The 13,460-nt window shown below is 58.7% G+C and carries 14 protein-coding genes; 8 read left to right on the top strand and 6 right to left on the bottom strand.

Going from position 1 to position 13,460, the window contains the following annotated elements:
* Nucleotides 1-26 precede the first annotated feature (26 nt).
* Nucleotides 27-563: a YniB family protein gene (locus BJP61_RS13130; RefSeq protein ID WP_038863365.1), complete on the bottom strand. Its 537-nt coding sequence runs from the start codon at nt 561-563 to the stop codon at nt 27-29.
* Between the two features lie 159 nt (nt 564-722).
* Between BJP61_RS13130 and hxpB the strand changes: the two genes are divergently transcribed.
* The 4 genes from hxpB (at nt 723) to BJP61_RS13150 (ending at nt 4,562) form a co-directional block, all read left to right on the top strand.
* Nucleotides 723-1,391, top strand: coding sequence for a hexitol phosphatase HxpB (gene hxpB, locus BJP61_RS13135; RefSeq protein ID WP_171998515.1), 669 nt, complete (start codon nt 723-725; stop codon nt 1,389-1,391).
* A 184-nt stretch (nt 1,392-1,575) separates the two neighbouring features.
* Nucleotides 1,576-2,331, top strand: coding sequence for a 2-dehydro-3-deoxy-D-gluconate 5-dehydrogenase KduD (gene kduD / locus BJP61_RS13140; protein WP_075193347.1), 756 nt, complete (start codon nt 1,576-1,578; stop codon nt 2,329-2,331).
* 113 nt (nt 2,332-2,444) lie between these two features.
* Nucleotides 2,445-3,035 carry a metal-dependent hydrolase gene (locus tag BJP61_RS13145; RefSeq protein ID WP_007792738.1) on the top strand — a complete coding sequence of 197 codons (591 nt, stop codon included), beginning with the start codon at nt 2,445-2,447 and terminating at the stop codon, nt 3,033-3,035.
* Nucleotides 3,036-3,170: 135 nt separating this feature from the next.
* Complete coding sequence (locus BJP61_RS13150) at nt 3,171-4,562, top strand: L-cystine transporter (protein ID WP_038863370.1); 1,392 nt, start codon at nt 3,171-3,173, stop codon at nt 4,560-4,562.
* Nucleotides 4,563-4,721: 159 nt separating this feature from the next.
* Here BJP61_RS13150 and cedA read toward each other — a convergent pair whose 3' ends face one another.
* Nucleotides 4,722-4,967, bottom strand: a complete 246-nt coding sequence (gene cedA / locus BJP61_RS13155) for a cell division activator CedA (RefSeq protein WP_255485325.1) — start codon at nt 4,965-4,967, stop codon at nt 4,722-4,724.
* Nucleotides 4,968-5,163: 196 nt separating this feature from the next.
* Here cedA and katE point away from each other — a divergent pair, with 196 nt between their 5' ends.
* Nucleotides 5,164-7,419 (top strand): catalase HPII, encoded by a 2,256-nt coding sequence (gene katE / locus BJP61_RS13160; RefSeq protein ID WP_075193346.1) that lies wholly within the window; start codon nt 5,164-5,166, stop codon nt 7,417-7,419.
* 114 nt (nt 7,420-7,533) lie between these two features.
* Here katE and osmE read toward each other — a convergent pair whose 3' ends face one another.
* Nucleotides 7,534-7,878, bottom strand: a complete 345-nt coding sequence (gene osmE / locus BJP61_RS13165; protein WP_038863374.1) for an osmotically-inducible lipoprotein OsmE — start codon at nt 7,876-7,878, stop codon at nt 7,534-7,536.
* 254 nt (nt 7,879-8,132) lie between these two features.
* Between osmE and nadE the strand changes: the two genes are divergently transcribed.
* The 3 genes from nadE (at nt 8,133) to cho (ending at nt 10,885) form a co-directional block, all read left to right on the top strand.
* Nucleotides 8,133-8,960 carry an ammonia-dependent NAD(+) synthetase gene (nadE, locus tag BJP61_RS13170; RefSeq protein ID WP_075193345.1) on the top strand — a complete coding sequence of 276 codons (828 nt, stop codon included), beginning with the start codon at nt 8,133-8,135 and terminating at the stop codon, nt 8,958-8,960.
* A gap of 90 nt (nt 8,961-9,050) precedes the next feature.
* On the top strand, nt 9,051-9,941 hold the full coding sequence (yddG, locus tag BJP61_RS13175) for an aromatic amino acid DMT transporter YddG (protein WP_171998516.1): 891 nt from the start codon (nt 9,051-9,053) through the stop codon (nt 9,939-9,941).
* A gap of 68 nt (nt 9,942-10,009) precedes the next feature.
* Nucleotides 10,010-10,885: an excinuclease Cho gene (gene cho / locus BJP61_RS13180; protein ID WP_038863378.1), complete on the top strand. Its 876-nt coding sequence runs from the start codon at nt 10,010-10,012 to the stop codon at nt 10,883-10,885.
* Here cho and ves read toward each other — a convergent pair.
* From ves to astE, 3 genes are all read right to left on the bottom strand, one after another.
* On the bottom strand, nt 10,882-11,427 hold the full coding sequence (gene ves, locus BJP61_RS13185; protein ID WP_038863379.1) for an environmental stress-induced protein Ves: 546 nt from the start codon (nt 11,425-11,427) through the stop codon (nt 10,882-10,884). The two genes, cho and ves, sit on opposite strands and share 4 nt — an antisense overlap.
* Before the next feature lie 281 nt (nt 11,428-11,708).
* Entirely contained in the window at nt 11,709-12,191 is a 483-nt protein-coding gene (gene spy / locus BJP61_RS13190) for an ATP-independent periplasmic protein-refolding chaperone Spy (protein ID WP_075193343.1), read from the bottom strand.
* Nucleotides 12,192-12,488: 297 nt separating this feature from the next.
* On the bottom strand, nt 12,489-13,451 hold the full coding sequence (gene astE / locus BJP61_RS13195; RefSeq protein WP_171998517.1) for a succinylglutamate desuccinylase: 963 nt from the start codon (nt 13,449-13,451) through the stop codon (nt 12,489-12,491).
* Between the last annotated feature and the right edge of the window lie 9 nt (nt 13,452-13,460).

The following is a 13,460-nucleotide window of genomic DNA, read 5'->3' on the forward strand; positions in this document are numbered from 1 at the left end:
ACGCGCGCCGCGGCGCGCGTAAGCTCTTACAGGAACCCGAGAAGGGAGAAAAACAGATAGCCCAACACCAGCACAATCACCGGCAGGACATACAGCGGGAAAATTTGCAGGAAAATCGTGTGGCGCGGCACCACAACGCGCGACTCCAGCGCCTCGCGGCTCAGGCCGTCGTCGCCTTTGGCGCGCTCAAGAATCAGGCTGTCCTCGATATGTTCGCGCAGAAAACGCGCCTGACGGCACATCCGCGCGCCGGACGCCTGTAACGCCAGACCGACAAAAATCAGAATATAGATAACCCAGAAACCGATATTGGCGTGACGCGCGAAATCGGGCTGCGGCGAGTTGTACCAGAAGAAATTCAGGAACGGCGTGTTAAAACGCACCATCTCTATCATCACGTGCGCGAAATCCAGCATTACGGCGTTAATACCCGGCTGCTTTTCGCTGTGCTCATACATAAACTTCAGTACGGAGATAATCGTCGAGAGCGTGGCAGGAATAAAAATCACCCACCCGGCGATGCGTTTTAAGACACCAATGCGTCCAGCTTGTTGATACGTCATGCTTTCCCCTTGATAGCGACGCGACAGATTCGCCTAAGTTTACCCCGTGAGGCGCCTTTTCGCCTGAACTTTCCGGCGCGTGACAGGAAAGCGGTAGCCATAACGCGCTTTTCCGGCTATTGATTATCCTTTCCCGCGAAAAATAAGGAGTGACAGACGATGTCTTCACCGCGACAGATCCTCGCCGCTATTTTTGATATGGATGGTTTACTGATCGATTCCGAGCCGCTCTGGGATCAGGCCGAGCTTGAAGTGATGGCGACGCTTGGCGTCGACACCTCCCGCCGCCATGAGCTGCCCGACACGCTGGGGCTGCGCATTGATCTGGTGGTTGAGCTGTGGTTCGCGCAGCAGCCGTGGAATGGCCCGTCGGTTGCGGAAGTGACACAGCGCATTATCACCCGCGCGATAACGTTGGTGGAAGAAAAACGGCCGCTGCTGCCGGGCGTGGCCGATGCCATCGCATTGTGTAAAGCGCAGGGGCTGAAAGTGGGACTCGCCTCCGCCTCGCCGCTGCATATGCTGGAGCGCGTGCTCACGCTTTTCGATCTGCACGAGCAGTTCGACGTGCTTGCCTCCGCCGAACATCTGCCTTACAGCAAGCCGCACCCGCAGGTTTATCTGGACGCCGCGGCGAAGCTTGGCGTCGATCCGCTCTGCTGCGTGACGCTGGAAGACTCCGTGAACGGCATGATCGCCACGAAAGCGGCGCGGATGCGCTCCATCGTCGTGCCCGCCGAAGAAAACCGCGCCGACGCGCGCTGGGCGCTGGCGAACGTGCGGCTCAATTCACTGACGGAACTCGAACCCTGGCATCTGCTTGGCTAACCCTCTTTTACCGCTGCCGTCCGGCGGCGGTTTCCCTTTATGCCCGCCAGAAACCGCCCGCCGTCATATTTTTAAAACAGGGTTTCATTCAGCTTTGTCTTTTTGTTCACCGACTCCTATCATTGCTGTGAATGCGAAAGGGAGATCTCCCTGCGCGCGTAGATGAGCCAAAGAGGAACGGAAGATGCTGGATAAATTCTCGCTTGCCGGAAAAGTGGCGATGGTAACCGGATGCAATACCGGGCTGGGACAGGGCATGGCGCTCGGGCTCGCCGCCGCCGGGTGCGATATCGCGGGCGTGAGCCGCCGTCCGGCGCTTGAGACCGCCGCCAAAGTGCATGCGCTCGGCCGCCGCTTTGTCGCCATCGAGGCGGATCTCGCCTGCGCACCGCCGCAGGCGCTCGTCACACAGACGCTCGACGCGCTCGGCCGGATCGATATTCTGGTGAATAACGCCGGGATTATCCGGCGCGAAGACGCGCTGAATTTCAGCGAGCGGGACTGGGATGACGTGATGGATCTCAATCTCAAAGCGCTATTTTTCCTCTCGCAGGCCGTCGCGAAACAGTTCATCGCCCAGGGTGGCGGCGGCAAAATCATTAATATCGCCTCAATGCTCTCTTTCCAGGGCGGCATCCGCGTGCCCTCTTACACCGCATCGAAAAGCGGCGTGCTTGGCCTCACCCGCCTGCTCGCCAACGAATGGGCGCCATACGGGATTAACGTTAACGGCATCGCGCCGGGGTATATGGCAACCAATAACACCCAGGCGCTGCGCGAAGATGCCGACCGTAATGAGGAAATTCTGGCGCGCATTCCGGCGGGACGCTGGGGAAAACCGGAGGATCTCCAGGGGCCGGTGATTTTTCTCGCCTCGGCAGCGTCCGATTACGTTAACGGCTACACCCTGGCGGTGGACGGCGGCTGGCTCGCCCGTTAGCCGCAAAACGAGGCGTCACGGGGCCTGCGGTGACAAAGTGTTACACCGTCACCACTTTTCTCTACTGTATAAAAACCCTATACTGGATAGATTGACAGTCACAGGGTTTTATCATGACGGCGGAAGGCCACCTGCTTTTTTCTATAGCCTGCGCGGTATTTGCTAAAAATGCCGAGCTGACCCCTGTGCTGGCGCAGGGTGACTGGTGGCATATTATCCCTTCCGCCATTCTCACCTGCCTGCTGCCGGATATCGACCACCCGAAGTCGTTTCTCGGTCAGCGGCTAAAATGGATCTCAAAGCCCGTGGCGCGTATGTTCGGGCACCGGGGTTTTACGCACAGCCTGCTGGCGGTCTTCGGCGGGCTGACGCTGTTTCTCTTAAAAGTGCCGGAAACCTGGATCCTGCCTGCCGACGCGTTACAGGGCCTGGTGCTTGGCTACCTGAGCCATATTCTCGCCGATATGATAACGCCTGCCGGCGTCCCGCTGTTGTGGCCGTGCCGCTGGCGTTTTCGCCTGCCGCTGCTCTATCCGCAAAAGGGCAATCAGCTGGAGCGGGTGCTGTGCATGGCGCTGTTCGTCTGGGCGGTCTGGATGCCGCAGAGCATGACCGACAGCAGCGCGATGAAGTGGTCGTCGGCTGCGATTAATTCGCTCCAGAACACCTTCAACCGCTTTATTCATCACCAGATGGAACAGTAAATAAACTGAAATTGCGTTTTGATATAAACCATTCCATTTGGATATAAGGCCCTCTCTTTTGATTCTGATACCCTTTGCGGCATAAAGGCATGCCATTTCGGCCATGCCGGTTATAAAAAAATCAGGAGAACGGGGATGAATCTTCCACTGATAGCGAACGTTATCGCGTTCGTGGTTCTGCTGCTGTTGCTGGCGCGCACGCGCCACACCCAGTGGAGCCTGGCGAAAAAAGTACTGCTCGGTCTGGCGATGGGCGTGGTCTTCGGGCTGGCGCTGCACACGATTTATGGCTCCGACAGCGAGACGCTGAAAACCTCTATCCAGTGGTTCAACATTGTCGGCAACGGCTATGTGCAACTGCTACAGATGATCGTCATGCCGCTGGTGTTCGCGATGATTCTGAGCGCCGTGGCGCGTCTGCATAATGCCTCGTCGCTGGGCAAAATCAGCGTTCTGACCATCGGCACGCTGCTGTTCACGACGCTTATCGCCGCCCTGGTCGGCGTGCTCGTGACAAACCTCTTCGGCCTGACGGCGGAAGGTCTGGTGCAGGGCAGCGCGGAAACCGCGCGTCTGAACGCCATTCAGACTAACTACGCCGGTAAAGTTGCCGACCTCACCGTACCGCAGTTGCTGCTCTCCTTCGTACCGAAAAACCCGTTTGCCGATCTTACCGGCGCGAGCCCGACGTCTATCATCAGCGTGGTGATTTTCGCGGCGTTCCTGGGCGTGGCGGCGCTGAAACTGCTGAAAGACGACGCGCCGAAAGGCGAGCGCGTGCTGGCGGCTATCGACACCCTGCAAAGCTGGGTAATGAAGCTGGTGCGTCTGGTGATGCAGCTGACCCCGTATGGCGTTCTGGCGTTGATGACCAAAGTGGTGGCGAGCTCAAACCTGCAAGACATCATTAAGCTCGGCAGCTTTGTGGTCGCCTCTTACCTGGGTCTCGGCATTATGTTCGTGGTGCACGGCGTGCTGCTGGCGGTTAATGGCGTCAGCCCGCTGCGCTATTTCCGCAAAGTCTGGCCGGTGCTGACGTTCGCCTTCACCAGCCGTTCCAGTGCCGCCAGCATTCCGCTGAATGTGGAAGCGCAGACCCGTCGTCTGGGCGTCCCGGAGTCTATCGCCTCCTTCGCGGCTTCTTTTGGCGCGACGATTGGCCAGAACGGCTGCGCGGGCCTCTACCCGACTATGCTTGCCGTGATGGTCGCCCCGACTGTGGGCATCAACCCGCTTGACCCGGTGTGGATAGCCACCCTCGTCGGTATCGTGACCTTAAGCTCCGCAGGCGTGGCGGGCGTGGGCGGCGGCGCGACCTTCGCCGCACTTATCGTCCTGCCGGCGATGGGCCTGCCGGTCACCCTGGTGGCACTGCTGATCTCCGTCGAACCGCTCATCGATATGGGCCGTACCGCGCTCAACGTCAGCGGCTCCATGACCGCCGGCACGCTCACCAGCCAGTGGCTGAAGCAGACGGATAAAACCATTCTGAACAGCGACGACGAAGCCGAACTGGCGCACCGTTAATCGCGTCATTGATATACCCGCAAAAACCGGCCCTGTGGCCGGTTTTTTTATGCCTGGGGCGCATTCAGGCCACAAAAAAGCCCGCGCAACGGCGGGCTTTTTTATGCCTCAGGCGACATCTTTCTTTTGCGCGTCGCGCCGGGCGATGCATTGCGCCCGCTATACCTCATCCTGTTTAAGCTGGTTGGCCCAGCGCTGGGCAGCTTCTGGCGTGCTGAACGCGGGCGAGCGGCGAAAACGATCCCCGGACATCACAAACGCCACATATTTGCCCTTCAGCACCCAGACATCGTCGAATCCCTCCATGCGATCCGCATGCTCCGGCGGCGCCGGCTCTACGCGTGGGACATAGCTGATAACGGGACGATTCTGATGACGAAGTGGTTTCATAAGCGTCGGATTCACTGGCTGAAAACAAAAGATAAACCTCTATGATAGCGGATCGCAGGGCGTTGCGTCGCATCCTGCGTGCGCTGCGCCGTTCATTTGCCGGTTTTTACGCCGTCGCCTTTTCCGCAAGAACTTCAGGCCTGTTCTATAGTTACCTTACATTTCATGCAGCCATCCGACTGCTTAAGAAAAAGGAAAGGAGACGAGTTCAATGTCGAACGATGAGAAACGCCCTAACCATGAAGCGCCGTTCCACGACGCGCGGTCGTCCCAGCCGGGCATGGGATCGCTGGCGCCTGATGACGGCTCCCACCGCCCCGCTCCGGCACCAACCCCGCCTGGCGAGCAACCCACCGCGCCCGGTAGTCTTAAAGCCCCGCAGGTAACCAACGATAAGCTCGGCGCGCTGGAAACCTTCCGCAAGGGCGGTGAGAACGAGGCGCTGACGACCAATCAGGGCGTGCGTATCGCCGACGATCAGAACTCGCTGCGCGCGGGCACCCGCGGCCCGACACTGCTCGAAGACTTTATCCTGCGCGAAAAGATCACGCACTTCGACCATGAACGCATTCCCGAACGCATCGTCCACGCCCGCGGCTCGGCCGCGCACGGCTATTTCCAGCCGTATAAAAGCCTGAGCGACGTGACCAAAGCCGCCTTCTTAAGCGACCCGCAAAAAATCACGCCGGTGTTCGTGCGCTTCTCGACCGTTCAGGGCGGCGCAGGCTCAGCGGATACGGTGCGCGACATTCGCGGCTTCGCCACCAAGTTCTATACCGAAGAAGGGATTTTCGACCTGGTGGGCAACAACACTCCGGTCTTTTTCATTCAGGACGCCCATAAATTCCCGGATTTCGTCCACGCCGTGAAACCGGAGCCGCACTGGGCCGTACCGCAGGGCCAGAGCGCGCATGACACCTTCTGGGATTACGTTTCGCTGCAACCTGAGACGCTGCATAACGTGATGTGGGCGATGTCCGATCGCGGCATCCCGCGCAGCTACCGCACCATGGAAGGCTTCGGCATCCATACCTTCCGCTTTATCAATGCCGAAGGGAAAGGCACGTTCGTGCGTTTCCACTGGAAACCGGTCGCGGGCAAAGCGTCGCTTATCTGGGATGAATCGCAGAAGCTGACCGGCCGTGACCCGGACTTCCACCGCCGCGACCTGTGGGAAGCTATCGAAGCGGGCGACTACCCGGAATATGAGCTCGGCGTACAGCTGATCCCGGAAGAAGATGAGTTTAAATTTGATTTTGACCTGCTCGACGCCACCAAGCTAATCCCGGAAGAGCTGGTGCCGGTGCAACTGGTTGGCAAAATGGTGCTGAACCGCAACCCGGATAACTTCTTTGCGGAAAATGAACAGGCGGCATTCCATCCGGGCCATATCGTGCCGGGGCTCGATTTCTCTAACGATCCGCTGTTGCAGGGGCGTCTGTTCTCCTATACCGACACCCAGATAAGCCGTCTCGGCGGGCCGAACTTCCACGAGATCCCGATTAACCGCCCGACCTGTCCGTACCATAACTTCCAGCGCGACGGCATGCACCGGATGGATATCGACACTAACCCGGCCAACTACGAGCCGAACTCGATTAACGACAACTGGCCGCGCGAGACGCCGCCTGCGCCGAAGGCTGGCGGGTTCGAAAGCCATCAGGTCCGTGTCGAAGGCCATAAGATCCGCGAGCGTAGCCCGTCGTTCGGCGAATATTACTCTCAGCCTCGCCTGTTCTGGCAAAGCCAGACGCCGGTCGAGCAGCGACATATCATTGATGCCTTCAGCTTTGAGCTCAGCAAAGTCGTGCGCAGCTACATCCGCGAGCGCGTGGTGGATCACCTCTGCCATATCGATATCTCGCTGGCGCATCCGGTGGCCAGTAACCTCGGTATCACGCTTACCGAAGAGCAGATGCATGTGGCACCGCCGAAAGATGTGAACGGGCTGAAAAAAGATCCCTCTCTGAGCCTGTATGCCGTGCCGGGCGGCACCGTGAAAGGGCGCGTAGTGGCGGTACTGCTTAACGATCAGGTGAAATCCGCCGATCTGCTCGCAATGTTGCAGGCGCTGAAATCACACGGCGTACACGCCAAACTGCTTTACAGCCGGATGGGCAGCGTAACGGCGGATGACGGTTCGCAGCTGGAAGTCGCAGGGACTTTCGCAGGCTCGCCGTCAGTAACGGTCGACGCCGTGCTGGTGCCAGGCGGTGCGGCAAGCGCCCTTTCCGATAACGGCGACGCGGTATACTACCTGCTGGAGGCGTACAAACATCTGAAGGCTATCGGCCTGATGGGCGACGCGCGTGCGCTGAAAAGCCGCCTGAACGTGCCGGACACCGGCGAAGAAGGCATTGTGGAGGCCGATGACGCCACCGGAAGCTTTATGGATGATTTTATCCATCAGCTCGCCTGCCACCGCGTCTGGGCACGCACCCCGAAAGTGGCCGCCATTCCGGCCTGACCGCTTTCAGGCAAGCAAAACGCCGCGTGACGCGGCGTTTTTTATGGGCGTTATGACGCCAATCGCAGGGACAAAAAAACCGGCCGGAGCCGGTTTCTTTGCCTGCGAGGCGTCTTACTGCTGTTTCGGCGCCTGCGGGTCGGTGTCGTACTCGGCACAGGTCTGGTAGCCGGAATTCAGCACGTGACCGGTTTCGTCCAGGGCGACGAAATAGGTCTCGGTTTTGCCGTTGCGGCTGCCCAGAATATAGGTCTGGCAGGTGCCGCGAGCATGGATCATGGTAACTTCAGAAGACGGTTTACCCGCAATCTGCATCACCTGCTGACGGCTCATGCCTTTTTTCACATCTTTAACCACCGGCTGGGTAAACTGATCGGCTGTACGATCGTAAGCGGTACACCCTGCCAGCATGGTCATTACAGCCGCTGCACTCAGAAATCCTGCAAACTTCTTGTTCATTGTGTCATCCTCTTTTTTTCAGCGTGTGCAGATAAGCCTGGAATATAAAAGGCATTTTTTCAACCTCTTACCCAAAACACGCCCAAATTAAGAGAATTCTCCGCGCGGCGACGTATGACGCAAAAAACGCCGATCGCGCCGCGTGGTGCCGCGCGGCGCGTCCGTAACTTGTCGTTTTGCCCACAACGGGTTAGCTTTAACAAATCACTGTTTCAATGCCTGCGCGTTGCAGGCGAACAAGACTGGAGGGGTAAATGGCATTGCAACAAGAAATTATTCAGGCGCTTGGGGTGAAACCACAGATTGACGCCAGTGAAGAGATCCGCCGCAGCGTCGATTTTCTGAAGTCCTATCTGAAAACCTATCCGTTCCTGAAAACCCTGGTGCTCGGCATCAGCGGCGGCCAGGACTCCACGCTCGCCGGCAAACTGAGCCAGCTTGCTATCAGCGAACTGCGCGATGAAACCGGCGACCAGAGCTACCAGTTTATCGCGGTGCGCCTGCCCTTCGGCGTACAGTTTGATGAAAAAGATTGTCAGGACGCGCTGGCGTTTATCCAGCCGGATAAAGTGCTGACGGTGAACATCAAAGAAGCGGTGCTGGCGAGTGAAAAAGCGCTGCGCGAAGCAGGCATTGAGCTGAGCGATTTTGTTCGCGGCAACGAGAAAGCGCGCGAGCGTATGAAAGCGCAATACAGCATCGCGGGAATGACCAAAGGGGTGGTGGTTGGCACCGACCACGCGGCCGAAGCGGTGACCGGCTTCTTCACCAAATACGGCGATGGCGGCACCGATATCAACCCGCTGTTCCGCCTCAACAAGCGCCAGGGCAAACTGCTGCTGAAAACGCTCGGCTGCCCTGAGCATCTGTACCTGAAAGTACCGACCGCCGATCTCGAAGACGATCGTCCGTCCCTGCCGGATGAAGTGGCGCTGGGCGTGACCTATGACAACATCGACGACTACCTGGAAGGCAAACCTGTCGATGAGAAAATCAGCCAGATCATTGACGGCTGGTATACGAAGACCGAGCACAAACGTCGCCCGCCGATCACTATTTTCGATGACTTCTGGAAGCAATAACCACGCTTCAGACGCTCTCCGGCCCGCCGGGGAGCGTTATCCCCGCGTTTCTTCTTTTTCGCGCCAAAGCGCCTTTTTCACGGATGACGTATGTCGGTTTCAACGCAGCGCGCCACCTTGCCGGGCCTTGCGGCTATTCTGCTCTGGAGCACTTCTGTCGGGTTATTTCGCAGCATCAGCGAAGCGTTTGGCCCGGTAGGCGGCGCGGCGCTTATCTATACCGTCAGCTCGCTCTGCCTGATGGTGTCGCCAGGGCTGACTCACCCAAAACGTCTGCCGCGCCGCTATTTAATTATCGGCGGGCTACTGTTTGTCGGTTATGAAATCTGCCTCGCGCTGGCGATTGGCCTGGCGCATACCCGCGCGCAGTCGCTGGAGCTTGGAATGATCAACTACCTCTGGCCGAGCCTGACGGTGCTGCTGGCGGTGCTCATCAACGGCCAGCGCAGCCGTGTCTGGCTCTGGCCGGGGCTGATGCTCGCCATGGCGGGCGTGTTTCAGGTGCTCAACGGCGACGGCGTCTGGTCACCCGCGACGCTCTGGCACAATATGCAGGATAACCCCACCGCCTACACGCTCGCCTTCACCGCCGCCATCGTCTGGGCGCTTTACTGCAACCTGACGCGCCGCTGGAGCAACGGCCAGAACGGCGTAGCGCTCTTTTTCTGCGCAACCGCCGCGGCGCTGTGGCTGAAATACGCGCTGTCGCCCCAGCCGCCAATGCAACCCTCAGCGCCCGCCGTCGCGCAGCTGCTGTTTATGGGGCTTTCCACCGCAACCGCTTACGCCGCCTGGAACTACAGCCTTCAGCGCGGCAATATGACGCTGCTCGCCACCGCCTCTTACTTCACGCCGGTGCTCTCGGCGCTGCTGGCGAGCCTGTGGCTTGGCCTCGCGCCGGGCATCGCGTTCTGGCAGGGCGTGGCGATGGTCGTGGCGGGTTCCCTGCTCTGCTGGCTCGCGACGCGCAACCTGAACTGAAAATGGCGCTTTTTCAACCACACATTCCCTGATAGACTGGATAAGTAAACAGTATTCAGGAGAGTGATGTGGTGAGGCGTACTGGCGCGCCGCGGCTGGAGTTTGAAAAAGCGGCAATTTATGAATATCCCGAACATCTGCGTCCGTGGCTTGAGGATCTGCCGAAACACCCTGGCGTGTATGTGTTTCATGGCGAAAGCGAAACCATGCCGCTCTATATCGGCAAAAGCGTCAATATTCGCAGCCGGGTGCTCTCGCACTTGCGCACGCCCGACGAAGCCTCGATGCTGCGTCAGTCGCGGCGCATCACGTTTATCCGCACCGCGGGCGAAATTGGCGCGCTGCTCCTCGAAGCGCAGATGATTAAAGAGCAGCAGCCGCTGTTCAACAAACGTCTGCGTCGCAACCGGCAGCTCTGTTCGTTGCAGTTCAAAGGCGAAAAGCCGGAAGTGGTCTACGCCCGCGACGTTGATTTCTCCCACCAGCCGGGGCTGTATGGTCTCTTTTCAAGCCGTCGCGCGGCGCTCGGTACGCTGCAATCCATCGCCGATGAGCAACAGCTCTGCTACGGCCTGCTGGGGCTGGAATCGGTGCGTCCTGGCCGCGCCTGTTTCCGCTCGGCGCTGAAGCGCTGCGCAGGCGCCTGCTGCGGTAAAGAGTCGCTGGACGAGCACAACGCACGCCTGATGGACGCGCTCGATCGCATGCGGGTTATCTGCTGGCCGTGGAACGGCCCGGTGGGGTTGCGGGAGACGTTCGGGGAGATGACCCAGTACCATATCATCCATAACTGGTACTGGTTAGGCTCTGTCGGGTCGCTCAGCGAGGCCGCAAATATTTCACGCGCGCCGCAGGGCTTTGACAATGACGGCTATCGCATCCTCTGCAAACCGCTTATCAGCGGCGAGCACGACATTATCGAAATCGGCGCCAACGCGCCTTAAAGATAGGTAATTTCGCTAAACAGCAGTTGCCCTTCGGTTTTCAGCAGCCGAAGGGTATGCATCCCCTCCTGCCACCACGCGCCCTGCTCCGCCGTCAGCAGTTTATCGTTAAGCTGCCACGCGCCACTCAGCACATAGACGATGCCGCCGCGCCTGTGGCGGGTGGTGAACGTGCGGTCGGCGACGCGCACCTGCGCGCGACAGCGATCGCGGCGGGTCATCAGGTTAAAATCCAGCGACATGCGCCCGTCGGTAAGTTCCGCGCGGACCGGATGCTCGCCTGCAAACGTAAACGGCTGGTGGCGTTTTAAGGTATGGCGAAACGCGCCGCCGCCGTGCAGCGTCACTTCGCCGCCATCCAGCAATGTTACGACGCGGTCAACCTGAGGTACGACGCTGAACTCGCCGTTGCTGGCGAGGGAGGCGATACTGGCGCGCCAGTTGAAATCCCGGCTCGGCGGGAAACAGCAGATTTCCCGGGTTTCGCCTGCGCCGTTGCGCCACAGGTTCACCGGCATTTTTTTGACGTCAAAAAACTCCATCCCCACTCCTGGAAAACGCGTAATGCGTAAATCGACTGCGGCCGGGCCGCGGCGAAAATTATCGGTATAAATTCCCTGACTCGGTTATCGGCAGCGCCAGAGGATTGCTGTAGCGGATACTAAAAACCGCCGGCGGGTAAAAAAGCGCAGCGCGGCGGCAAAGGGGAATGATAACTAACAGAAACTACGTGGCAAGAGGCGCCAGAAAAGAAAACCGCCGGTTCTGACCAGCGCCCCCAAAGGACACTGATCAAAACCGGCGGTCTTAAGCCAGTCAGAGGTTATTCTGAATCTGCTGGCATTTTACCTTCAGGCGCAGGACGTTCTGTCAGACGCTTCTCAAAATTGGCATTAAACTGCTTTTTCTGCTCCGGGGTCAGAACGTTATAAATTTTGTTCTGCGTTTCCATATGCATCAGCATACGGGCTTTGTGCTGCGCTTCCATTTTATCGATCTGCGCTTCGGCTTTGGCTTTATCGAAGCTATCGCTGGCAATCAGCTCATGCATCGCGCGGCGCTCTTCGAGCGAAGGACGCTCGAATTTTTCGCGCTGGGCTTTACGGATGTCGCGGATCTGCTGTTTCTGCGCATCGGTCAGGTTCAGCCCCTGGAACATCATATCGTGATGCGGGCCGCGTGGACCTTTATGCTGCATCATTGGCTTGCCGCTCGCGTCAGGCGCCGGAGCGTCCGCCGCATGAGCCAGGTTTGCCGCGCCAAGTGCCAGGGTAGAAGCAACGAAGATAGCCGTTAATTTACGCATAATGTTGTCCTTACTTTCAGTTAATTCAGCAACAGATTGTCGCCTTGACGAGATTAATTCTACGGGCAGATTCGTCAATAAGTCAGAGTCTGAGTAAAACAGTGAAAGCGTAAAAAACAATTATTGTGCAATTATGAAGAAAATAAGGAAAAAGAGAGGAGAAACTTTCCGGAATATCACAATTACTTGATTGTGAAGATATCGTGAGCGCAGTATAAAGAGGTCGTGCTGTAAAATAAAGCAAACCGATAAGAATTTTCTGCAATATTTTGCGGCCTCGCCTGGCGCCGCAATATATTAAATTTCCCGCAGCATTAATCCGGCGCGTAAACCCAACGCGACCGACGGGTTAGGAAACAGCACTCTCTCCACATCCTGCGCGTAATAACGCTCCTCGCCATCCTCCGCCAGCAGCGTGCCCGCCTTAAACGCTGTGAAGTTTTCCGTATCGCCTGACATATGCAGCACAAAACGCTCGCTGCGCCGCGTGAGCTGCTGCGCCACCTCGAAGCGCCGCGGCGGTGCTTCGGCGGCAGGCAGTGGCGAGCCGTCAAGCAGCGCCGCCAGCGCCCGGCCAGTAAGCGAGAACTGGCTAAGATCGTTATGACCAAACGGCAGCGCTTTACCCAGCTCCAGCGTGCAGCTCAGCGCCCCGAAACGCTCGCAGGAAAAATGACTGAACGTGCCGCCCGGCGTGCGATGAAACACCAGCGCCTCTAATCCGGCATCGCCAAGCCACGTCAGAAAATCTTCCGGCCAGGCGGCGGTACGCGCCGGCAGCACGCCGAAGCGCGGAAATTGCGAGCCGCGAATGGCGGTATGCAGATCCAGATGCCAGCGCGTCGGTTCGTTCCCCGCCGCGAAAAACGTCTCCAGCGCCTGTTCAAGCCGCGCGGCGCGGGCAGTTTCATACCCAGGCGTCGCGTGTTGCCAGCGCCCGCCGAAGAGACGGTTAAGATCGTAATCGATAAAGCGCCGTCCGGCCCGCAGCGCCGCCGGGCTGCCCAGTACCACCAGCAGTCGCCAGACGAGCGGCTGCTCGCCGCGCAGAAGCGGCGCGAGCAGCCCGGCCAGTATCTCCACCGGCGCGGTTTCGTTGCCATGAATACCCGCGCTCACCACCAGCGCGCCGCGTGTATGCCCTTGCGGCGTAAGCTGCATAAGGCCCTCGTCCAGCCATTCGACGCGCACGCCGCCGCGCTGTTCCGTGTTGCGCTCAGGCGTCACGCCGCGCAGGGTCTGCGCAATAAAATCCTCCATAGCGACTCC

Origin of the sequence: Cronobacter sp. JZ38 (assembly GCF_008932145.1) — a bacterium.
GTDB classification, from domain to species: Bacteria; Pseudomonadota; Gammaproteobacteria; order Enterobacterales; family Enterobacteriaceae; genus Cronobacter; species Cronobacter muytjensii.

Bases quoted from the DNA above. Each gene is read 5' to 3' on its own strand.
- spy (WP_075193343.1), bottom strand. From the start codon at position 12,191: ATGCGTAAATTAACGGCTATCTTCGTTGCTTCTACCCTGGCACTTGGC.
- BJP61_RS13150 (WP_038863370.1), top strand. From the start codon at position 3,171: ATGAATCTTCCACTGATAGCGAACGTTATCGCGTTCGTGGTTCTGCTG.
- hxpB (WP_171998515.1), top strand. From the start codon at position 723: ATGTCTTCACCGCGACAGATCCTCGCCGCTATTTTTGATATGGATGGT.
- astE (WP_171998517.1), bottom strand. From the start codon at position 13,451: ATGGAGGATTTTATTGCGCAGACCCTGCGCGGCGTGACGCCTGAGCGC.
- katE (WP_075193346.1), top strand. From the start codon at position 5,164: ATGTCGAACGATGAGAAACGCCCTAACCATGAAGCGCCGTTCCACGAC.
- ves (WP_038863379.1), bottom strand. From the start codon at position 11,427: ATGGAGTTTTTTGACGTCAAAAAAATGCCGGTGAACCTGTGGCGCAAC.
- yddG (WP_171998516.1), top strand. From the start codon at position 9,051: ATGTCGGTTTCAACGCAGCGCGCCACCTTGCCGGGCCTTGCGGCTATT.
- BJP61_RS13130 (WP_038863365.1), bottom strand. From the start codon at position 563: ATGACGTATCAACAAGCTGGACGCATTGGTGTCTTAAAACGCATCGCC.
- osmE (WP_038863374.1), bottom strand. From the start codon at position 7,878: ATGAACAAGAAGTTTGCAGGATTTCTGAGTGCAGCGGCTGTAATGACC.
- kduD (WP_075193347.1), top strand. From the start codon at position 1,576: ATGCTGGATAAATTCTCGCTTGCCGGAAAAGTGGCGATGGTAACCGGA.
- nadE (WP_075193345.1), top strand. From the start codon at position 8,133: ATGGCATTGCAACAAGAAATTATTCAGGCGCTTGGGGTGAAACCACAG.
- BJP61_RS13145 (WP_007792738.1), top strand. From the start codon at position 2,445: ATGACGGCGGAAGGCCACCTGCTTTTTTCTATAGCCTGCGCGGTATTT.